Below are 20,558 nucleotides of genomic sequence, written 5' to 3' on the forward strand. Positions count from 1 at the left end.
GCCAGTTCGCCGCCTCGACCGCGTTCGACGGTGCTCAGCAGGGCGCGTGTCTCGGCGTCGGGCGTCAGCCCCAGTTCGTCCTTCAGCAGCCGCTCGCAGCGCTCGAACGCCGCCACCGCGCCGGCGCGGTCGCCGCGCAGGTGGTGCAGGCGCATCAGGCGGCGGTGGGCGTGTTCGCTCAGCGGGTCCAGCGCCAGCAGGCGTTCGGCGCAGCGCAGCGCGAGCACCAGCGCGCCGTCGCGTTCGGCCGCCGCGGCGCGGGCTGCCAGCGCCTCGCGCCAGGCAGCGCCGCGCGCGGCGCGCTGATGCTCCAGCCACTCGGCCAGGGCCGGCCGGTGGGTGAAGTCGCAGCCCGCCAGCCATTCGCCCGGCTCGGCTTCGGGGGTGGCGGCGAGCGCTGCGAAGTCCTCGGGCGGCAGTTCCAGGTCGGCAGCCAGCACGAAGCGCGTGCCGGTCTCGACCAGGCGGGCGCCGGTGGTGCGGCGCAGCCGGTGCACACGCTGGTGCAGGTTGTTCAGCGCACCACGTTCGCCGGCGTCGGGCCAGACGAGCAGCGCGACCTGGCGGCTGTCGCGGCCTTCGGGCGCGGCGGCCAGCGCCAGCCAGGCGGCGTCGAGCGCGATCAGCGCCAGCGTGCGCCCCTGCGGCTGGGCCTCGAGCAGCTGCGGCGCGCCGCCCAGCCGCAGCCGCCAGCCGGCCGGCGGCGCGGGCTCAGCCATCGTGCCTGTGGCGGCCCGGTGCCGGGCGGCAGGCTGTGGGGAGCATTCGTGGTCCTCCTTGCGCACGGGTGCGGCCGGGACGGTGTACACGCTGGGCGCTTACCCCCCTCTTATCGGCCGCCGCGCAGCATGCCCAGGCGGCGCGGGAGACGACATCCCACGTCCCGGGAAACAAAAACGGCCGCCCGAAGGCGGCCGTTGCCGGGAATGTGGACGCTCAGAGCGCCTGCACGGCCTGGCTGCGCGCGAAGGTGCCGGCGGTGGCGTTCTGCGCGTCCATGCAGCGTCCTTCTTCGGCCGGCGCGGCGCGCAGCACGTCCAGCGCGACCTGCTGCGCCTGGGCCTTGGGCGTGCCCAGCGCCTGCAGCGAGCGCACGGCGAAGGCGTCGGCCTGCAGCTCGAAACGCTTGTTCAGCCCGGCGACCAGGCAGGTGCCGACGCCCAGGCCGGCGTCGACGGCGGCGCCGCTGGCGACGACCGAGGCGCTGATCGTCGGCAGCATGCCGAAGCCCAGCACGCTGGTGGCGTAGAAGCCGGTGGACAGCAGGCGCAGCGCGGCGGTGCGCGTGCCGTGGCGGTAGACGCCGTGGCCGAGCTCGCGCGACAGCGAGAAGGTCAGCGCGTCGGGCGTGGCCTGGTCGGCCAGCGTGGTGCTGACGGTGACGACGTAGTGCGGCGCGCGCAGGCGGCTCTGCTGCAGGTCGGTGGCGGGCTTGCCGTCGGCCGGGTCGACGGCCGAGACGATCACGTCGCCGAGCCAGTCGCGGTCCATCCAGCCGTCGTCGTTGACACGCTGGGCGGCGGCGATGGCGCGGCAGGCCGGCGCGCGCAGACGCTCCAGGCGTGCCGGTGCGGGCTTGGCCGATTCGTCGACGAGCAGCACCGAGAGCTGGCCGGGCGCGAGCGACAGGCCGGCGACGGCGGCACAGTCGACACGTTCGGCGAGGTACTTGGGCGTGCTCGCGGGGACGGCAGGCGTGGTGGCGAGCAGGGCCGGTGCGGCCAGGGCCGTCACGGCCACTGCTCTGGTTGTGTACTTCATGAGGTCCTTCCTTACGGCTGCGGGTGTGGCTGCCTGCGTGCCACGGTGGGCTTGCCAGTTCGTGAAATCGCCTGTCAAGCTGCCGTTACAGTCTAACGACTGCTTTCAATCAAGCCTCTGGAGTCAAGTCAAAGGACTTGTCGCAACGCAGGATTGCGGCGCCTGTCAGGCGTCTTGCGCCCGAATCGGCTTGAAGGCGGCCGACGGGCGACGCAAGGCCGCGCGGCGCTGTCTTAAGACCAGCTTCACCTCGCACGCGCAGCATGACGGCATCGAATCCCGAGAGTCCGTCATGAAAACGATCCGCACCACCTTCGTCGCGCTCGCCGCCGGGCTGAGCGTGTTGTGGCTGGCGGCCGAGGCGTCCGCGCTGGCGGCCGCGCAAGGCGTCTTCCCCTGGCGCAACCTGCTGGTGCAGTGCAGCGGCGTGCTGGGCATGGGGCTGATGAGCGCCGGCATGCTGCTGGCGCTGCGCCCGGCCTGGCTGGACGAACGCCTGCACGGCCTGGACAAGGGCTACCGGCTGCACAAGTGGCTGGGCATCGCCGGGCTGGTGCTGTCGGTGGCGCACTGGCTGTTCGCCAAGGGGCCGAAGTGGCTGGTGCAGGCCGGCTGGCTGGAACGCCCGCAGCGCGGCCCGCGGCCCCAGCTCGAGCCCGACAGCCTGCTCGCGCTGATGCAGGGCCTGCGCCACCCGGCCGAGGAGATCGGCGAATACGCCTTCTACGTGATGCTGGCGCTGATCGCGATCGCGCTGATCAAGCGTTTCCCGTACCGGCGCTTCTTCCAGACCCACCGTGCGATGGCGCTCGTCTATCTGGTGCTCGTCTTCCACTCGGTGGTGCTGACCAAGGCCGAGTACTGGCTGCAGCCGGTGGGCCTGGTGCTGGCCGCGCTGATGGCCGTGGGCACGGTGTCGGCCTTCATGAGCCTGGCGCGCCGCATCGGCCGTGCCCGCCGTGTCGAAGGCCGGGTCGAGAGCGTCGAGTTCCTGCCCGGCACCCAGGTCACCGCGGTGACGGTGAAGCTGGCCGACGGCTGGCGCGGCCACGACGCCGGCCAGTTCGCCTTCGTCACCTTCGACGCCGCCGAAGGCGCGCACCCGTTCACGATCGCCTCGGCCTGGGCGGGCGACGGCCGGCTGCGTTTCCTCATCAAGGCGCTGGGCGACTACACGCGCACGCTGCCGCAGGCGCTGAAGGCCGGCGACGCGGTGGCGGTGGAAGGCCCCTACGGCCGCTTCCGCTTCGAGGGCCGGCAGCGGCGGCAGGTGTGGATCGGCGCGGGCATCGGCGTCACGCCCTTCGTCGCCCGCCTTCAGGCGCTGGCGCGCCACCCCGATGGCCGCACGATCGACATGTTCCACCCGACGGCCGCCGTCGACGCCACCGCGCTGGCGCGGCTGGCGGCCGACGCCGGCGCCGCCGGCGTGCGCCTGCACGTGCTGCAGGACGCCCGCGACGGCCGCCTGGACGCCGCCCGGCTGCGCCAGCTGGTGCCCGACTGGCTGCACGCCGACTTCTGGTTCTGCGGCCCGGCGGCCTTCGGCGAGGCCCTGAAGCGCGACCTGGCCGCCGCCGGCCTGCCGCCGGGGCGTTTCCACCAGGAGCTGTTCGAGATGCGCTGAGCGTGCAGGACGCACGCCGGCCGCCCCGCGCGAATGAGGGGGCGGTCGCGCGCTCGGGCATCGCGCCGGGGGGATCATCGGCACGGGCGGCCCGCCGCCCGCCGGCCGCGCGGCACCCAGGCCACGCGGCCGGCCAGACCACCGCGACCCGATGACCGATTCCCGCTGCCGTGCCGCCCGCCGTCTCCCGCGCGGCGTCGGTGCCCGCCTGCTGCAGGTCCTGCCCGTCGGGCTGGCGCTGGCCGCGGCGGCCCAGGCCCAGACCACGTCCACCGTCGCCGAGAGCCGCTCGGCGCTGAGCCCGGCGGCGATCGTGCTGGGCATCGTGCGCTACACGCGCTGGCCGGCCGACGGCCCGCTGCGCCTGTGCGTCGGCGAGGGCAGCGGTGCCGAGCTGCGCGCGCAGCTCGAACGTGCACCCGACGCGCGCGGGCTGGAGGTCGTCGAGACCGCGCGCCACCTGTCCCCGCCGGCCGCCTGCTCGGTGCTGCTGTTCGACGGCTGGCCGCCGGCGGCCCATCGCGAGACGCTGCGCCGCCTCGCCGGCCAGCCGGTGCTGACCATCGGCTGGGGCCACGAGTTCTGCAGCGACGGCGGCATGTTCTGTCTGCAGCGCATCGGCGACCGCCACAGCTTCGAGGTCAACCTCGACGCCGTCGCGCGTGGCGGCTTGCGCGTGCATCCCCAGGTGCTGCGCCTGGCGCGGCCGGGACCGAAGGCATGACGCTCGACGGCGCCGCCAGACTGCCGCTGGGCGCGGTGCTGCGCCAGGGCCAGCTGCGGGTCGCGCTGGCGGCGCTGCTGGTCGTCTGCACGGTGGTCACCGTCGGTGCGGCCTGGCAGCTGAAGGCCTCCCAGCTGCACGGCCTGGAGCTGATCGGCCGCTCGATCGCCTACTCGACCGAAGCCGCCGTCGCGTTTGCCGACGACGGCGAGGCCACGCGCCTGCTGGCCGGCATCGGCGGCGCCGAGCGCCTGGACTCGGCGCGCATCGTGCTGGGCGACGGCCACGAGTTCGCGCGTTACGAGCGCGCGCCGGCCGGCACGCTCGACGCCCTGCAGCGCCGGCTGTCGCCGACGGTGGAGCTGCCGATCGTCGTCGACGGCCGCAGCGCCGGGCGCCTGGTGCTCGCCGGCGACGCCGGCTTCCTGCAGGCGCTGCTGCTGTGGGCCGGGCTCGGCCTGCTGTTCGGTGTGGCCGCCACTGCGCTGACGGTGGCGGCCACGGCTCGCCGCCAGGACGCGCTGGTGCTGCAGCCGCTGCTGGCGCTGTCGCGCACCACACGCTCGATCCGCCAGGCGCGCGCCTTCGGGCGCCGCGTCGAGCCGGTCGCCGTGGCCGAGCTCGACGCGCTGGCCGGCGACTTCAATGCCCTGCTCGACGAGGTGCAGGCCTACGAGGCCGAGCTCGTCGCGCGCAACGAGGCCCTGCGCCAGGCTTACGAGACGGTGTCGCAGCAGAGCCGGCGCGACGCGCTGACCGGCGTGGCCAACCGCCACGCCTTCGAGGAGCGGCTGGACGAGGCGCTGAGCCGCGCCCGCCGCGAGGGCGAACGGGTCGGCCTGCTGTTCGCCGACGCCGACCGCTTCAAGGCCATCAACGACGAGCACGGCCACGAGGCCGGCGACGCCGTGCTCTGCGCGCTCGCGGCGCGCCTGAGCCGCGGCGTGCGCCAGCACGACCTGGTCGCGCGGCTGGGCGGCGACGAGTTCGTCGTGCTGGTCGCGCCGCTGCGCACGCGCGAGGAGCTGGAGCCGATGGCGCGGCACCTCGAAGCCCTGGTGCGCGAGCCGCTGCCGCTGCCCGGCGGGCGGCTGCTGCGGCCCTCGGCGAGCCTGGGCGCGGCCGTCTATCCCGACGACGGCGCCAGCGCCGCCGAGCTGCTGGCCGCCGCCGACCGCGCCATGTACCGCTGCAAGCAGGCCGGCCGCAACCGCCCCGCCGCCACCGACACACCGCCATGACCCACCGCCTCGGCCGTTCCCCGTCCCCCCTGCCCGCAACCCGCCGCCGCACGGCGCTGCTGGCCCTGGCCGCCTGGGCCGTGGCCGGCTGCCAGACCGTGCCGCCCGCGGCGCCGCCGCGCCCGAGCTTCTCGCCGGAGCAGGTGCGCACGCTGCAGGGCCTGGGTTTCCGGCCCGAGGGGGATGACTGGCAGCTCGACCTGTCGATGGCGCTGCTGTTCGAGTTCGATGCCGACCGCCTGGCCCCGCTGCAGATCGAGCGCCTGGGCCGCCTGGGCCGCGAGCTGGCCGAGGCCGGCATCCACCGCATGCACGTCGAGGGCCACACCGACAACGTCGGTGCCGCGTCCTACAACCAGGCGCTGTCGCTGCGCCGCGCCGCCAGCGTCGCGCGTGCGCTGTCCGGCGCCGGCTTCGACGCCGCCGGTCTGCAGGTGCGAGGCCTCGGCGCCGCGCGCCCGATCGCCGACAACACGAACGAGGCCGGCCGGGCGCGCAACCGGCGGGTGACGCTGATCGTCGTGGCCGATTGACGCGCCTGCCTCAGCGCCGCTCCAGCGCCCGCGCGATGCGCCCGCGCGGCACGGTCGGCTTGGGCACACGCTGGTCGAACCAGCTGCGCACGTCGGCGTCCAGGCCGACGCCGTGCATGTAGTTGTAGATCGCCTTCTTCAGCGCCGTGCCCAGGCGGTCGTGGTCGACGCCAGTGGGGTCGACGAAACCGACGTCGTTGCGCGCGAACGTCGTCGGCGGCAGCGGCTGCAGCGTCACGCCGTAGGCCGCCGGATCACGCCCCACCGGCGAGTGCACGGTGCAGGTGAAGCGGTGGAAGAAACCCGACTGGATGCAGCCGGCCTCGAACAGCTGGCGCACGTATTCCAGCGCGTCGACGGTGTCCTGCACCGTCTGCGTCGGGAAGCCGTACATCAGGTAGGCGTGCACCAGGATGCCGGCGTCGCTGAAGGCACGCGTGACGCGCGCCACCTGCTCGACCGACACACCCTTCTGCATCAGCCCCAGCAGCCGGTCGGACGCGACCTCCAGCCCGCCGCTGATCGCGATGCAGCCGCTGTCGGCCAGCTGGCGGCACAGCTCGGGGCTGAAGCTCTTCTCGAAGCGCACGTTGCCCCACCACGAGATCGCCAGCTGCCGGCGCTGCAGCTCGGCGGCCAGCGCCTTCAGCGACTTCGGCGGCGCCGCCTCGTCGACGAAGTGGAAGCCCGTCTGCCCGGTCTCGGCGACGATGGCCTCGATGCGGTCGACCAGCGTCGTCGCGCCGGCGGCGTCGTAGCGCGAGATGTAGTCCAGGCTGGTGTCGCAGAAGCTGCACTTCTTCCAGTAGCAGCCGTGCGCCACCGTCAGCTTGTTCCAGCGCCCGTCGCTCCACAGCCGGTGCATCGGGTTCAGCATGTCCAAGAGCGACAGGTAGCGGCCCAGCGGCAGCCCGTCCCAGGTCGGCGTGCCGACCTCGGCGAACGGCACGTCGGCCTCGCCGATGTCGTGGTAGCGCACCACGCCGCCTTCGTCGCGCATGAACGTGCGCACCAGGCGCTGGCGCGAGCGTTTGCCGGCCCAGTGCTCCAGCAGCGCCAGCAGCGGGCGCTCGCCGGCGTCCAGCGTCACGGCGTCCACGTAGTCGAACAGCCGCGCGTCCGACAGCTCGCGCAGCTCGGTGTTGACGAAACCGCCGCCCAGCGCCACGCGCAGCCCCGGCTGCACCGCCTTCATCGCCTGGGCGATGCGCAGCGCGCCGTAGACCGAGCCGGGGAAGGGCACGCTCAAGAGCACGACGTCGGGCCGGTGCTCGGCCAGCGCGGCCTGCGCCAGGCGTTGCAGCGTCGCGTCGACCAGATTGGGCGGCGCCGCCAGCGCCTGTGCCAGCGGCTCGAAGCTCGGCTGGCTGGCGGCCAGCTGCTCTGCGTAGCGCACGAACTCGAAACGGGCGTCGACGGCGTCGCGCAGCACGTCGGCCAGGTCGTCCAGGTACAGCGTCGCCAGGTGGCGCGCGCGGTCCTGCGTGCCCAGCGCGCCGAAGGCCCAGGCCAGCGGGTCGCCGCCTTCGGGGTCGTCGGGGTCGACGTAGACGTCGAGCGAGCAGAAGCGTGCGCCTTCGGGCAGGAAGGCGCGGCCGGCGATGCGGTGCGCCAGCGTCGCGTCGCCGCCCTGCAGGAAGCGGATCGTCGGCGCGATCGTCGCCGCGTAACGCTCGAACTGCGCCTCGAAGGCGTCCAGCCGCGCCGTGCGGCGTTCGGGAGGCAGCGCCGCGGCGCATGCGCGCACGGCGGCCAGGCCGGCCGGCGTGAACAGCTCCAGCACCAGCGCCAGCGCAAGGTCGGTCTGCATCGCGGCGATGCCGCGCGAACGCAGGAAGCCGGTCAGGTAGGCGGTCGAGGGGTAGGGCGTGTTCAGCTGCGTCATCGGCGGGATGACGGCGAGCACGCGGAGGTCGGGGGCGCTCATCGGTGGCGGGATTCTCGCCCGCGGCGGCCGACCCCGCGGCCAGCGCGTCAAGACATGCCTTTTCCGGCAAGTCTGAAAGCTGCGAAGCTCGGCTAGGCGCAAGGCAGCACGCTCCCTAGAGTGCAGGTTCCCGGCCCGCCGGACCTGCCCCGCGAGGCAGGCTGCGCAGGCCGCCAAGAGAACCAGGAGACAAGATGAAGCGATGGTTGCGGGCCACCCTGGCCCTGCTGCTGGCCGCGCCTGCGGCGGCGGCCCTGGCCCAGGCGGCGACATTCCCCGAACGCGACAAGCCGCTGCGCATCGTCGTGCCGTTCGCGGCCGGCGGCGGCGTCGACGCCGCCGCGCGGCTGCTGGGCACGCAGCTGCAGAAGCAGCTCGGCGTCACCGTCGTCGTCGAGAACCGCGCCGGCGGCAGCGGCACGATCGGCGGCCGTGCGGTGCTGTCCTCGCCGGCCGATGGCCAGACGCTGCTGTTCTCGGCGGCCACGCACGTGCTCGCCAAGCAGGTGCTGAAGAACGCGCCCTACGACCCGCAGACCGACTTCGCGCCGGTGGCGCGTGTCGGCGAGGCGCCGCTGATGCTGGTGCTGGCCCCCAACCGGACACAGACCCGGCTGGCCGAGGTCCTCGGCACGATCCGCCAGCAGCCCGGCAAATGGTCGGCCGGCATCCCGGCGGCCGGCGCGCCCAGCCACCTGGCGACGCTGCTGATGGCGCGCGACGCGCGGCTCGAGCTCGCCTACGTGCCCTACAAGGGCACGCAGCCGGCGCTGATGGACGTCGCCGGCGGCCACACCGACCTGGTGTTGGACTCGATGATCTCGCTGCTGCCGCTGGCCAGGTCGGGCAAGGTGAAGCCGATCGCGATCACCGCGGCACGGCGCAGCGCGCTGGCGCCCGAGGTGCCGACCTTCAAGGAGAGCGGGCTGCCCGAGTTTGCCTATGCCTCCTGGTACGGCGTCTGGGCACCGGCCGCCACGCCACCGGCCCGCGTGGCGACCTTGAACACCGCGATCAACGCCGCCACCACCGAACTCGCGCGCAGCGGCGCCTGGGCCAAGCTGGGCATCACGCCGGTCACCGAGAGCGCCGAGCAGTTCAAGGGCTTCGTCGCGCGCGACGTCGCGCAGGGTGCCGAACTGCTGCGCAGCGCCGGGTTCCAGCCGGAGTGACGGCGGCGCGCAGCCCTCCGGCTGCGCGTCCGTCAGCGCGAGGTTTGACCGATTGGTCAAAAACAGTGTAGGCTGCGTCCCATGCCGCGCGAACGCTGTTTCTCCGAAGCCGAGGTGCTGGAGCGTCTGACCGACGTCTTCGCCGCCCACGGCTACACCGGCACCAGCCTCGCGCTGCTGCAGCAGGCCACCGGCCTGGGCAAGCAGAGCCTGTACAACGCCTTCGGCGACAAGCAGGCGATGTATCTGCAGGCCATCGACTGCGCGACGCGGCGTGCGGCACACGTCGCCGCCGCGATGCAGGGCGCGAGCGACGGCCGCGCCGCGCTGCAGGCCTTCTTCGCCGCGATGCTGGACGACTGCGCCAGTCCCGACCCCGGGCGCAAGAGCTGCATCGTCACCACCGGCCTCGTCGAGGGCCTGGACGAGGCACCGCTGGCCTGGGCGCTGACCAGCCGCTGGCAGGCCACGCACGAACTGCTGCGCGCCAGCGTCGAACGCGGCCAGCGCGACGGTTCGGTCGCCAACCAAGCGCCGTCGGCCGACCTGGCCGAACTGCTGGCCGCACTCGTCAGCGGGCTGCGGGTCGCCGCCCGCGCCGGCCGCAGCCGCCAGCAGATGGAGCGGCTGGCGGCGCTGACCCTCGGAGTTCTCGACAGGGCCTGATCCGCCCTGTGCCCGCCCGGCCGCGCGAGCGGCATTTCTTTCACCCTTTATTGACCAAATGGTCAAGTTGGAGATCGTGATGAACAAGCCCCTGGACGGAAAGATCGCGCTGGTCACCGGCGCCTCGCGTGGCATCGGCGAAGCGATCGCACGGCGGCTGGCCGCCGACGGCGCCGAGCTGGTGCTGCACTACGGCAGCGGCCGTGCCGAAGCCGAGGCCGTGGCCGCGGCGCTGCACGACGGCGGCCACCGCGTGCACCTGCTGCAGGCCGACCTGGCGGCTGCCGACGGCGCCCGGCATCTGGTCGACGGCCTGAAGGCGCTGCCGCTGCCGCGTGTCGACATCCTCGTCAACAACGCCGGCGTCGCGCCGTTCGCGACGCTGGCCGAGACCACGCCCGAGGTCTTCGACAAGCTCCTCGCCGTCAACGTGCGCAGCCTGTTCTTCGTCACCCAGGGCGTGCTGCCGCTGATGCCCGACGGCGGCCGCGTCATCAACATCGGCAGCGCGGTGTCACGCACCGCCTTCCCCGGCATCACGGCCTACGCCGCCACCAAGGGTTTCGTCGACGTGCTGACGCTGCAGCTGGCGGCCGAACTGGGCCCGCGCCGCATCACCGCCAACGTCGTCGCGCCGGGCGCGATCGACACGCGCATGAGCACCTGGATCCACGCCCCGGGCGGCCAGGAGACGCTGGCCCAGGTGCAGGCGCTGCCGGGCATCGGCCAGCCGGCGCAGGTGGCCGGCGTCGTCGCCTTCCTGGCCGGGCCGGACGGTGCCTGGACGACGGGCCAGGTCGTCGACGCCAGTGGCGGCACCAAGCTCTGAGTTCCGGGGCGGCGGCCGGAGCGTGGACTGTTCCGCGCTCTGTCCTTCGCATTCGGGACGTCGCGGGCATTCCCGCACCCGAGGGCGGGGCGGCCGCCGAATAATGCGCAGCCCATCCCGCAGGCCGCTCGCCTGCGGGTGCCAGGCCTGGCCCGAGTGACCGGAGCGCGCCGTGACCCCAGCTGCCGTTCGTTCTCCCGCCCCGGCGCATCCGCGTGCGCATGCCTGAGCGCGAGCCGGCTACGCCTCGCGGGCCGCGCCTCTGGCCCTATCTGCTCGCGCTGTCGTCGTCGCCGGCCGTGCTGCTCGTCTGGCGCCAGTCGGCGGCCCCCGCCGACACGCTGTTCCTGCCTCTGCTGCTGCCCGTCATCGCCTCCGTATGGGCCGGCGGCATCGGGCCGGGGCTGGTGGCGGCCGCGCTCGGTGCCGCTGGGGCGGTCTACGCTGCACCCGGCGCCGGCGCGCAGGCCTGGGGCGTGTTCGTGCTGGAGGCGCTGCTGATCTGCGCGCTGGCCGCGTTCCGGCCGCGGCCCGCAGCGCCGGCGCCAGTCCCTGTGCCCGACGACACGCACGAGCGCCTGCGCCAACTGGCCGAAGAACGCGACACGCTGTCCGAGCACGAACGTTTTATGCGCGCCATCGCCGACGCCCTGCCGGGCATGGTCGGCTACTGGGACGCGGACCTGCGCTGCCGCTTTGCCAACATCGCCTACCTGGAGTGGTTCGGCCGCACGCCGCGGCAAGTGCTGGGCATGCGGATGCAGGACCTGCTGGGCGAGGAGCTGTTCCGCGCCAACGAGCGCCACATCCGCGGCGCCTTGGCCGGCGAGGAACAGCGCTTCCAGCGCACGATGACGCGAGCCGACGGCAGCACCGGCTACACGCTCGCGTCGTACATCCCCGACCGCGTCGATGGACGGGTGCGCGGCTTCAACGTCATCGTCGCCGACATCTCCGACGTCAAGCGCGCAGAGATCGAGCTCGAACGACTCAACGTGCAGCTGGTGCAGCGCGCAGCCGAAGCCGATGCCGCCACGCGCGCCAAGAGCGCCTTCCTGGCCAACATGAGCCACGAGATCCGCACGCCGATGAACGCCATCATCGGCCTGACGCACCTGCTGGCGCGCGACGCCACCGACGACCAGCAGCGCAGCCGCCTGGCCAAGGTCGACGGCGCCGCGCGGCATCTGCTGCAGGTCGTCAGCGACATCCTCGACCTGTCCAAGATCGAGGCCGGCAAGTTGAGCCTGGAGCGCGAGGAGTTCCGCCTCGACGAAGTGCTGGAGCGTTCGCTGTCGATGGTGCGTACCAAGGCGGCGGAGAAGGGGCTGGAGCTGGATGTCGACACCACGCCGCTGCCCGAGCGCCTGATCGGCGACCCGACACGGCTGGCCCAGGTGCTGATCAACCTGCTGGCCAACGCCGTGCGCTTCACCGACCGCGGCGGCGTGCGTCTGCACGGCCGCGAGCTGTGGCGAGACGAACACCGGCTGCTGGCGCGTTTCGAGGTGCAGGACAGCGGGCCGGGCATCGCCCCGGACCAGCTCGGGCGGCTGTTCGAGGCCTTCGATCAGGGCGACAACTCGGCGACGCGCCGCCACGGCGGCACCGGCCTGGGCCTGGCGCTGACACGCCGCTTCGCCACGCTGATGGGCGGCGAGGCCGGCGTCGACAGCCGCCTGGGTGAAGGCAGCACGTTCTGGGTCAGCGCCGAGTTCGGATTGCCGCCGCCCGAGGGCACGCAGCCGCTGCCGCCGCCGCTGCAGGACCCGTGGCCTCTGCGCGCGGACCATCTTGGCCGGCGCATCCTGCTGGCCGAAGACAACCCGATCAACCAGGAGGTGGTGGTCGACCTGCTCGAAGCGGTGGGGCTGCGGGTCGACACCGCCGACAACGGCCGCCAGGCGCTGGAGATGGCGCTGCGCTCGCCCTACGCGCTGATCCTGATGGACGTGCAGATGCCGGGGCTGGACGGGCTGGCCGCCACGCGCCAGATCCGCGAGCACCTGGGCAGCGCCGTCCCCATCGTCGCGATGACCGCCAACGCCTTCGCCGAGGACCGCGCGGCCTGCCTGGACGCCGGCATGAACGACCACCTGTCCAAGCCGGTGGAGCCCCAGCGCCTGTTCGATGCCTTGCGGCGCTGGCTGGACGAGGCGCCGGCGCCCGGCTGAAGCACGCGGGCTCGCCGATTGCAGCCCCGCGCGCCGCCGCTGCCCGCCAGGGGCCCCCATGCCCGACTTCAAGCGCCTGTTCTTCGCCGTCGACATCGCCGCGCCGCCGGCGCTGGTCTGCCAGCGCATGCTGGACCCCGAGGACTACCGCGACTGGACCACGGCCTTCTGCGAAGGCTCGCATTACGAGGGCCGCTGGCTGGCCGGCGAGCGCATCCGCTTCCTGGCGCCCGGCGGCGACGGCATGCTGTCCGAGATCGCCGGGCACCGGCCCGGCGATTACACCTCGCTGCGCCACCTCGGCGTGCTGTCCAACGGCGAGGAGGACACCAGCGGCGACGCCGCCGAAGCCTGGGCCGGCGCACTCGAGAACTACCGCTTCGTGCCCACGCCCGAGGGCACGCGCGTCGAGGTGGAACAGGACGTCACCCCGGCCTACGAGGCCTACCTGGCCGCCGCCTGGCCGAAAGCGCTGCAGAGGCTGAAGGCGCTGTGCGAACGCGGCGCACCGGGCTGAAGGCGTGCGCGCTGGGCCGACAATCGCCGCCCCACGCCACCCGCCCGCGACCATGTCCCGCCCCGTCACGACTCTCTTCATGCTGTCCTCGGTGGACGGCAAGATCTCCACCGGCGACGTCGACACGCGCGACTTCGACCGCGACCTGCCGGCGCTGCCCGGCGTCGGCGAGGGCCTGGCGCAGTACTACGAGCTGGAGCGCTGCACCGACCTGTTCGCGCTGAACAGCGGCCGCGTGATGGCCAAGATCGGCGTCAACGTGGCCGGGCCGGCGACCGTGCGGCTGCCGGTCAGCTTCGTCATCGCCGACGACCACCATCTGACGCTGGCCGGCATCGACCACCTGCTCGGACGCTGCCGCCGGCTGTTTCTGGCGACCGCCAACCCCGCACACCCGGTGTTTGCCCGCCAGGGCGCCGAAGGGCTGGAGATCCTGCCGTTCGACGGCCGCATCGACTTCGGCGAGCTGCTGCGCACGCTGAAGGCGCTGCACGGCGTCGAGCGCCTGACGATCCAGACCGGCGGCACGCTGAACGCGCTGCTGCTGCGCCAGGGCCTGGTCGACCGCGTGTCGCTGGTGCTGGCCCCGGCGCTGGTGGGCGGCGCGACGACGCCGACGCTGGTCGACGGCGCGCCGCTGCGCGACGCCGCCGAACTGCGCCAGGTGAAGGCCCTGGTGCTCGACGAGGTGCGCCGGCTGCAGCACTCGTGGCTGCTGCTGAACTACGAGGTGATCAACGGCGAAGGCGCTCCCTAGCGCGGCGGCGGCAGTTCCTCGCCCAGCGCGCGCCGCCACAGCCAGGCCAGGCCCAGGCGCACGTCGAGGCGGGCGCTGCGCTGCTCGGGCGTGGCCAGCGGCCGAACCGGGCTGTGCCGTTCGGCGACGGCGAACGTGAACACGTAGGCCGGCTCCTGGCCCATGCGCAGGTCGGTGACGAAGAGCTCGTCGCCGTCGGCGTGCAGCTTGTAGAAGCCCTTGCTGAACGCGGCGACGAGGCGCACGCCGGCGATGTCCTGCAGCGCCGGGGCGAGCGCGGTGCCGCGGTCGAAGCGGTCGAAACGCATCGTCGGCGTCTCGTCGAGCAGCGAGTAGAAGCCCTCGTGGTAGTGCGCCCCGTCGATCGCGACGACGCGCCAGAGCACGGTGTTGAAGGCCGTCGGCGTGACCAGCACCTGCCCGGCGGTGATGCCCTGCGCCGCCAGCGAGGCACGCGCCACGCGCTCTACCTGGGCCTGCGCCACCGCGCTCCAGCCCAGGTAGGCGCAGCCCAGCAGCAGCCCGGCGGCGTTGGCGCGCAGCCCGCGGGCGCTGCCGCGCGACGCCAGCGCCCAGCCGGCGCCGGCCAGGAGCGGCAGCGTGAACAGCGGGTCGATGATGAAGATGCTGCCGACGGCGTACGGCCAGTCACTGAACGGCAGCGCCAGCCGCGTGCCGTAGACCGTCATCGTGTCCAGCAGCGGGTGGGTGACGAGCGCCAGCCACAGCGCCAGCCACCAGCGCCGCCACAGCGCGCCCTCGCCGTGCAGCCGCGCCACGGCGGCGGCCAGCGGCAGCGACAGCAGCGTCAGCCAGAACAGCGAGTGCGTGGCGCCACGGTGCAGCACCATGTTGCGGATGGCGTCGCCGTGGTCGACCAGCACGTCCAGGTCGGGCAGCGTGCCGGCCACCGCGCCCCATGCCGCGGCCTTCCAGACCGCGGTGCGCCGGCCCATCACCGCCACGCTGACGGCGGCGCCCAGCGCCAGTTGCGAAACGGAGTCCATGGCCGATTCTGGCGGTGGCGGCCTTGTGCCCTGGGCCGCTCCGGGGTTGGCCGGCCCTGGCGCCAGGCCACGCGGGTGGCCTGGCGCCGGGTTCGGCCGCGACCGGCCCGCGCCGGCGCCTGCGGATGGCAGGCGCGGCGGGCCGGCTCACGCCCCGGCTCGTGACCGGGGTGTGCACGCGGGCGCGGGGTGAGGGCGCGCCGCGTGACGTCGTGGAAGGCGACGCGGGAGCTCTGGGCCTGTTCAGCCCGCCGCCCCCAGCCGCGCCGCCGCGCTGAGCACGGCCAGCACGCCGGCGGTGGCGATGTCGGCGTGGCGCCCGGCGCCGAAACGTGTGCCGGCCACGCCCGGCGCGGTGGCCTCGACCAGCGCCCAGGCGGCGGCGTCGGAACCGCCGCCGATCGAACGCTCCTCGAAGTGCACGATCTCCAGCGCGATGCCGAAGGCGCTGCGCAGCGCCTGCGCCGCCGCGTCCACCGGGCCGGCGCCGCGGCCGACGAGGTGGCGCGCGCTGCCGTCGGCGCCGGTGACGTCCAGGCTGATCTCGACGCCGCCCGGCACCGCCGCCAGCGCGTGGCCTTGCCAGCCCAGCGCGCCGCCGGCGGCCGTCGGCGCCAGGTAGGCGGCGTCGAACAGCTGCCACAGCGTGTCGGCGTCGACCTCGGCTTCGGCGGCGTCGGCGTGCGCCTGCACGACGCTGCTGAACTCCACCTGCAGCCGGCGCGGCATCGCCAGGCCGTGGTGGCGCTCCATCAGCCAGGCGATGCCGCCCTTGCCCGACTGGCTGTTCACGCGGATCAGGCCGTCGTAGGTGCGGCCCAGGTCCTGCGGGTCCACCGGCAGGTAGGGCACCTGCCAAAGGCCGCCCGGCTCCTGCGCCGCCATGCCCTTGCGGATGGCGTCCTGGTGCGAGCCCGAGAAGGCCGTGAAGACGAGGTCGCCGGCGTACGGGTGGCGCGGGTGCAGCGGCAGGCCGGTGCAGGCCTCGACTTCGCGCGCGACGTGGCCGATGTCCGAGAAGTCCAGCCCCGGCGCCACGCCCAGCGCGTAGAGGTTGAGCGCCAGCGTCACCAGATCGACGTTGCCGCTGCGCTCGCCGTTGCCGAACAGCGTGCCTTCGACCCGCTGCGCGCCGGCCAGCAGCGCCAGTTCGGCGCAGGCCACGCCGGTGCCGCGGTCGTTGTGCGGGTGGATCGACAGCACGACGTGCTGGCGGCGCGGCAGGCGCCGGTGCATCCACTCGATCTGGTCGGCGAAGACGTTGGGCGTGGCGACCTCCACCGTCGTCGGCAGGTTCAGGATCACCGGGCGGCCGGGGCCGGCGTCCCAGGCTTCCAGCGCCGCGCTGCAGGCGGCGAGCGACACCTCGGGCTCGGTCATGCAGAAGGTCTCGGGCGAGTACTGCAGCACCCATTCGGTCTCGGGCGCGGCGTCGGTCAGCGTGCGCAGCAGGCGCACGTGGCGGTCGACGAAGGCCAGCACCTCGTCCACGCCCATGCCGAAGACGACGCGGCGCCACAGCGGCGCGGTGGCGTTGTAGAGGTGCACGATGGCGCGGCGCGCGCCGCGCAGCGACTCGACGGTGCGCACCAGCAGGTCTTCACGCGCCTGGGTCATCACCATCGGCGTCACGTCGGCGGGCAGGCGCTGCTCGTCGATCAGGCGGCGCACGAAGGCATGGTCGGTGGCCGACGCGGCCGGGAAGCCGACCTCGATCTCCTTGAAGCCGACGCCGACGAGCAGCTCGAACAGGCGCAGCTTGCGCTCGGCGTTCATCGGCTCGAACAGCGCCTGGTTGCCGTCGCGCAGGTCGGTGGACAGCCAGACGGGCGCCTGGACGAGCGTCTGCGACGGCCAGCGGCGGCTGTCCATCACGGGGGCGGGATAGGGGCGGTACTTGGTCTCGGGGGCTTGCAGCATCGGGGCCTCGAAGCGGTGCGCCGCGCGGCCCTCGAGCGGGCGGCGTGCGGACGCGGGTCTACGGACGACAGGGCGGGGGGAACGTGCTGCGGATGCCGGCGAACGGCACGTCGCTCCCCTGCGGTGCCCTGGCAGGCGCCGCTTCGAGGCCGGGATCTGGGGGAGTGTCTAGCGACCCGCGAACGGGGTCGTGTCAGCCGCGCGCACGTGCGGATCCCGGCCCAGCGTCAGGCATAGGCGTAGGGAGTGCGGGAGGCGGGCGGGCATGGGGGGGATTATGGGGGAAGGCGGAGGGGCGGCCGGAGGGGACGGTTGGTGGGGGATGACGGCTTCAGATTGATCCGGCGTGCTCGCGCGACTGTGACTGTGTCGGAGAGCCCGCTGCAACGGGCAGCAGACATTCACAGGTTACTGCACCGAACTGCTCAAGCGCCTGAGCGAGAATCGAGCTTCAGCCGTGCCGACCGCCAGGGAGAAGCGGTTGGTGGCCCCCTCTGAATCGCCCCATTGCTCCGTTGCCTGCAAAGGTTCACCGCATGTACATCGACAGGATCCAACTGCGCAACGTCAAGGGCTTCGAGAAACTGTCATTCAACCTTGTACGTCCTGGCGGCAGCCACGCGGGCTGGACAGTGTTCACGGGTGACAACGGCGCCGGCAAGAGTACCTTGCTGAAGGCCATTGCGTTGGGGCTGGTGGGGCGGGAGGTCGCTCGCTCTTTGCAACCCAACCTGCAGCGTTGGGTGCGCGACGGCTTCACAGAAGGCGACATCACTCTGACCCTGCAGCCCGAGCAGGGCATTGACGAGTACATGAGTGGCGGTCGAACGTCCTACAAGGCTTTCGATGCCGTTCTGACTCTCAATGAGCACGCGGGACGGGTCGTGCTGGATGATGGCCAAGCCAAGGCCAAGAAGGCAGCCGCCGCAGCGCGTGGCCCCTGGTCAGGGCAAGCTTCAGGCTGGTTCTCCTGTGGCTACGGTCCTTTCCGCCGCGTGTTCGGGGCGTCCTCTGAAGCAACAGAGCTGATGGTGGCACCCATCACCGAGCGGTATGTCACCATGTTCCAGGAAGCCGCCTCATTGCTGGCCGTGGACAAATGGCTGCGCGACCTCAGCCACAAGAAGCTGGAGAAGCGCGAAGCCGAAACCCGTTTGCTGGACCTCATTCTGGGCGTACTCCGCGACGAACTGATGCCCAATCAGATCACCGTAGACACAGTGGACTCTGATGGCCTGTGGCTCAAGGATCGCAATGGTTTGCGCTTGGCCTGGCCCGACATGAGCGATGGCTATCGCGCTGCCCTCGCACTGTTGATCGATATCCTGCGTCATTTGGTCAAGGCGTATGGCTTCGAGGGACTAACTGAGCGCGATGAGCATGGACGGCTGACGGTGGTGCGCAGTGGCGTGGTGATGATCGACGAGATCGACGCGCATTTGCACCCCGAGTGGCAGCAGAAGATCGGTTTCTGGCTGAAGCAGCACTTTCCTCGCATTCAGTTCCTGGTGACCACGCACAGCCCCATTATTTGCCAGGCTGCTGACCCTAATGGTCTGTTTGTTCTGCCTGAGCCCGGCAGCCAAGAGCCAGCCCGGGCGTTGAGTGAGGCAGAGCATCAGCTCATCATTTCCGCACGGCCGGACACCATCCTGCTGTCCCGCGCCTTCGGTCTGCAAAACACACGTTCACCGCGGGCGGTAGAGGCTCGCGCCAGGTACAGTGCGCTCAAGGCTAAGCTCAATGCGGGCGTCAACTTCACCCCGACCGAAAAGAGCCAGTTCTCTCAACTGAAGTTATTTGTGCAGCCCGAGGCGGAGAACTGACCCGGCCATGCGCAAGGTTCAACGCCCGGCAGCATCTACGTCCATCCAGACGTATCTGACCAAGAAAGAGGCCGCCGTCACGGTGGCTCACCTGAGGGGACAACTCGACATCGAAGGCATCTGGAAGCGCGCCAGGCAGACCAAAGTAATTGGCGAGTCTGCTTTGGGGCTGCTGCAAGGTGCCATGGGTCCGCGCCAGCGCTGCATGTATTGCCTGGACGCGCACGGTACCGATATCGATCACTTCTGGCCTAAAGCTCGCTACCCCCAGCGTGCTTTCAAATGGGACAACTGGCTGCTGTGCTGCACCGAATGCGGACGCATCAAGGGAAGCCGTTTTCCTCTTTCCCGCAATGGCCGCCCTTTGCTGGTGAATCCGTGCGCCGAAGACCCATGGCTGCACCTGGACTTTGACGTGGATACTGGAAACCTGATGGCCCGGTTTGACGCCACGCGGCACGGCCCAAGTACCAAAGGGGTTAAGACAGTTGAAGCGCTGGAATTGGACAAGCGGGAAGCACTGGCCGCTGGCTACCGGCTGACCTTCAAGCGGCTTGTGGAGGTGATTGAGCGCGCGCTCAACGCGCCTCAGTTTCCTCGCGGAAAGTTGCTGGCCGACCTGCAGGAAGCCGATGACCACGGCCTCTTGCCGTGGTGCTTCCACTGGGCTGGGCGCAACGAGCCAGCGTTCATCAAGCTACGGCGATCGCAACCGACTGCCTGGCAGGCTTGTGCGGCAGCAGTGTGACCCTCTGTCTTTGTTGACCTATCAAGAACTGCCTTCAATTCAAACGTTGTAGCGTCTTCAGCGCCCTGAGTTCGGCTCCCACTGAGGACAAGCCGTAATCGCTGCAAATCCGCCGCCCCGCGCTCACCCCCCGTCGTCGACGCAGACCATCTTCGCTGGCGCTGCCGCAGGCACCGGCCCCGTCACCACCGCTGCCACCTGCGGCGCCGGCGCCGCCGTCCCGCTGCGGTTGGCGAGCAGGTGCGCAATGAAGGCCGAGGCCACGGCGGACAGGTGTTTGCCGGCGGGGTAGGCGACGTGCCACTGGCGCATCAGCGGGAAGCCCGCCACGTCGAGCGGCCGCAGCGGGCCGGCATCGCCCTCCAGCGCCAGCGTGTGGCGTGACAGCACCGAGATCCCGAGCCCGCCGACGATGGCCTGCTTGATCGCCTCGTTGCTGCCCAACTCCATGCGCACCTTGAGCCGGCAGCCGCGTGCGGCGAAGAAGTCTTCGGCGGCCAGCCGCGTGCCGGAGCCGGGCTCGCGCAGCACGAAGGGTTCGGCGGCGATGCGCTCGGGCGGGATGGCATTGCGGCCGGCCAGCGGGTGGTCGTGGCGGGCCAGCACGACCAGCGGGTTGTCGGCGATCGGCGTGGCCACCACGTCCAGCTCCGACGGCGGCTTGCCGAGGATGACGAGGTCGTCCTCGTTGGCGGCCAGCCGCGCCAGCAGCTTCTCGCGGTTGGTCACGGTCAGCGACGCCTCGATGCCCGGATGGCGGCTGCAGAACTCGCCCAGCAGGCGCGGGACCAGGTACTTGGCGGTGGTCACCATCGCGATGCGCAGCCGGCCGCGCTTGAGGCCCTGCATGTCGGCCAGGCGCATCTCCAGCCGCTCCACCGCGTCCAGCGTCTCGCGGCTGGCCGCCAGCACCTCCTCGCCGGCCGCGGTGAGGTGCAGCCGCTTGCCGACACGCTCCAGCAGCGGCAGCCCCACCGCCTCCTCCAACTGCCGCACCTGGGCGAACACCGCGGGCTGCGTCAGGTGCAGTTCCTCGGCCGCGCGGGTGTAACTCAGACGGCGCCCGACGGCGTCGAAGATCTGCATCTGGCGGAGGCTGAAGCGCATGGCCGAAGAATAAACAAACCGC

General features: G+C 72.1%; 18 protein-coding genes. 12 read left to right on the plus strand and 6 right to left on the minus strand.

The window, feature by feature from the left end:
• The coding region (locus RBXJA2T_RS00260) for an AfsR/SARP family transcriptional regulator (RefSeq protein ID WP_009855294.1) at nucleotides 1–719 on the minus strand (719 nt) is incomplete at its 3' end.
• A gap of 217 nt (nucleotides 720–936) precedes the next feature.
• Nucleotides 937–1,761: a M48 family metalloprotease gene (locus RBXJA2T_RS00265; RefSeq protein WP_206026548.1), complete on the minus strand. Its 825-nt coding sequence runs from the start codon at nucleotides 1,759–1,761 to the stop codon at nucleotides 937–939.
• 292 nt (nucleotides 1,762–2,053) lie between these two features.
• On the opposite strand from RBXJA2T_RS00265, the gene RBXJA2T_RS00270 reads away from it, so the two are divergent.
• The 4 genes from RBXJA2T_RS00270 (at nucleotide 2,054) to yfiB (ending at nucleotide 5,886) form a co-directional block, all read left to right on the plus strand.
• Complete coding sequence (locus tag RBXJA2T_RS00270) at nucleotides 2,054–3,388, plus strand: ferredoxin reductase family protein (RefSeq protein WP_009855296.1); 1,335 nt, start codon at nucleotides 2,054–2,056, stop codon at nucleotides 3,386–3,388.
• 151 nt (nucleotides 3,389–3,539) lie between these two features.
• Complete coding sequence (gene yfiR, locus RBXJA2T_RS00275) at nucleotides 3,540–4,112, plus strand: regulatory sequestration protein YfiR (protein WP_009855297.1); 573 nt, start codon at nucleotides 3,540–3,542, stop codon at nucleotides 4,110–4,112.
• Nucleotides 4,109–5,353, plus strand: coding sequence for a diguanylate cyclase DgcN/YfiN (dgcN, locus tag RBXJA2T_RS00280; RefSeq protein WP_009855298.1), 1,245 nt, complete (start codon nucleotides 4,109–4,111; stop codon nucleotides 5,351–5,353). Before yfiR ends, dgcN begins: the two co-directional genes overlap by 4 nt.
• The gene (gene yfiB / locus RBXJA2T_RS00285; RefSeq protein WP_009855299.1) at nucleotides 5,350–5,886 is read left to right on the plus strand and encodes an outer membrane lipoprotein YfiB; all 537 of its coding nucleotides are present in this window, start codon (nucleotides 5,350–5,352) and stop codon (nucleotides 5,884–5,886) included. Before dgcN ends, yfiB begins: the two co-directional genes overlap by 4 nt.
• A gap of 10 nt (nucleotides 5,887–5,896) precedes the next feature.
• On the opposite strand, the gene RBXJA2T_RS00290 is transcribed toward yfiB, so the two are convergent.
• Nucleotides 5,897–7,813, minus strand: a complete 1,917-nt coding sequence (locus tag RBXJA2T_RS00290; RefSeq protein WP_009855300.1) for a B12-binding domain-containing radical SAM protein — start codon at nucleotides 7,811–7,813, stop codon at nucleotides 5,897–5,899.
• 194 nt (nucleotides 7,814–8,007) lie between these two features.
• Here RBXJA2T_RS00290 and RBXJA2T_RS00295 point away from each other — a divergent pair, with 194 nt between their 5' ends.
• The 6 genes from RBXJA2T_RS00295 to RBXJA2T_RS00320 all read left to right on the plus strand — a co-directional run bounded on the left by RBXJA2T_RS00295 (nucleotide 8,008) and on the right by RBXJA2T_RS00320 (nucleotide 13,928).
• Entirely contained in the window at nucleotides 8,008–8,985 is a 978-nt protein-coding gene (locus RBXJA2T_RS00295) for a Bug family tripartite tricarboxylate transporter substrate binding protein (protein ID WP_009855301.1), read from the plus strand.
• Between the two features lie 81 nt (nucleotides 8,986–9,066).
• Complete coding sequence (locus RBXJA2T_RS00300) at nucleotides 9,067–9,651, plus strand: TetR/AcrR family transcriptional regulator (protein ID WP_009855302.1); 585 nt, start codon at nucleotides 9,067–9,069, stop codon at nucleotides 9,649–9,651.
• A gap of 79 nt (nucleotides 9,652–9,730) precedes the next feature.
• Complete coding sequence (locus RBXJA2T_RS00305) at nucleotides 9,731–10,480, plus strand: SDR family NAD(P)-dependent oxidoreductase (protein ID WP_029718670.1); 750 nt, start codon at nucleotides 9,731–9,733, stop codon at nucleotides 10,478–10,480.
• 221 nt (nucleotides 10,481–10,701) lie between these two features.
• Complete coding sequence (locus RBXJA2T_RS00310) at nucleotides 10,702–12,654, plus strand: hybrid sensor histidine kinase/response regulator (RefSeq protein WP_009855304.1); 1,953 nt, start codon at nucleotides 10,702–10,704, stop codon at nucleotides 12,652–12,654.
• Nucleotides 12,655–12,712: 58 nt separating this feature from the next.
• Nucleotides 12,713–13,171, plus strand: coding sequence for an SRPBCC family protein (locus RBXJA2T_RS00315; RefSeq protein ID WP_009855305.1), 459 nt, complete (start codon nucleotides 12,713–12,715; stop codon nucleotides 13,169–13,171).
• A 52-nt stretch (nucleotides 13,172–13,223) separates the two neighbouring features.
• Entirely contained in the window at nucleotides 13,224–13,928 is a 705-nt protein-coding gene (locus RBXJA2T_RS00320; RefSeq protein WP_029718669.1) for a dihydrofolate reductase family protein, read from the plus strand.
• Here RBXJA2T_RS00320 and RBXJA2T_RS00325 read toward each other — a convergent pair.
• Together RBXJA2T_RS00325 and RBXJA2T_RS00330 are read right to left on the minus strand one after the other, a co-directional pair.
• Nucleotides 13,925–14,935 carry a metal-dependent hydrolase gene (locus RBXJA2T_RS00325; RefSeq protein ID WP_009855307.1) on the minus strand — a complete coding sequence of 337 codons (1,011 nt, stop codon included), beginning with the start codon at nucleotides 14,933–14,935 and terminating at the stop codon, nucleotides 13,925–13,927. The genes RBXJA2T_RS00320 and RBXJA2T_RS00325 overlap by 4 nt on opposite strands.
• 243 nt (nucleotides 14,936–15,178) lie before the next feature.
• Nucleotides 15,179–16,855 carry a 2-isopropylmalate synthase gene (locus tag RBXJA2T_RS00330; protein WP_009855308.1) on the minus strand — a complete coding sequence of 559 codons (1,677 nt, stop codon included), beginning with the start codon at nucleotides 16,853–16,855 and terminating at the stop codon, nucleotides 15,179–15,181.
• A gap of 536 nt (nucleotides 16,856–17,391) precedes the next feature.
• On the opposite strand from RBXJA2T_RS00330, the gene RBXJA2T_RS00335 reads away from it, so the two are divergent.
• Both RBXJA2T_RS00335 and RBXJA2T_RS19975 read left to right on the plus strand, forming a co-directional pair.
• Entirely contained in the window at nucleotides 17,392–18,681 is a 1,290-nt protein-coding gene (locus RBXJA2T_RS00335; protein WP_009855309.1) for an AAA family ATPase, read from the plus strand.
• Between the two features lie 7 nt (nucleotides 18,682–18,688).
• On the plus strand, nucleotides 18,689–19,429 hold the full coding sequence (locus RBXJA2T_RS19975; RefSeq protein ID WP_009855310.1) for an HNH endonuclease family protein: 741 nt from the start codon (nucleotides 18,689–18,691) through the stop codon (nucleotides 19,427–19,429).
• Nucleotides 19,430–19,552: 123 nt separating this feature from the next.
• Here the strand turns inward: RBXJA2T_RS19975 and RBXJA2T_RS00340 are convergent, their stop codons facing one another.
• The gene (locus RBXJA2T_RS00340; RefSeq protein ID WP_009855311.1) at nucleotides 19,553–20,536 is read right to left on the minus strand and encodes a LysR family transcriptional regulator; all 984 of its coding nucleotides are present in this window, start codon (nucleotides 20,534–20,536) and stop codon (nucleotides 19,553–19,555) included.
• Nucleotides 20,537–20,558: the final 22 nt, after the last annotated feature.

The sequence above is a fragment of the Rubrivivax benzoatilyticus JA2 = ATCC BAA-35 genome, assembly GCF_000190375.1.
Classification (GTDB): domain Bacteria; phylum Pseudomonadota; class Gammaproteobacteria; order Burkholderiales; family Burkholderiaceae_C; genus Rubrivivax; species Rubrivivax benzoatilyticus.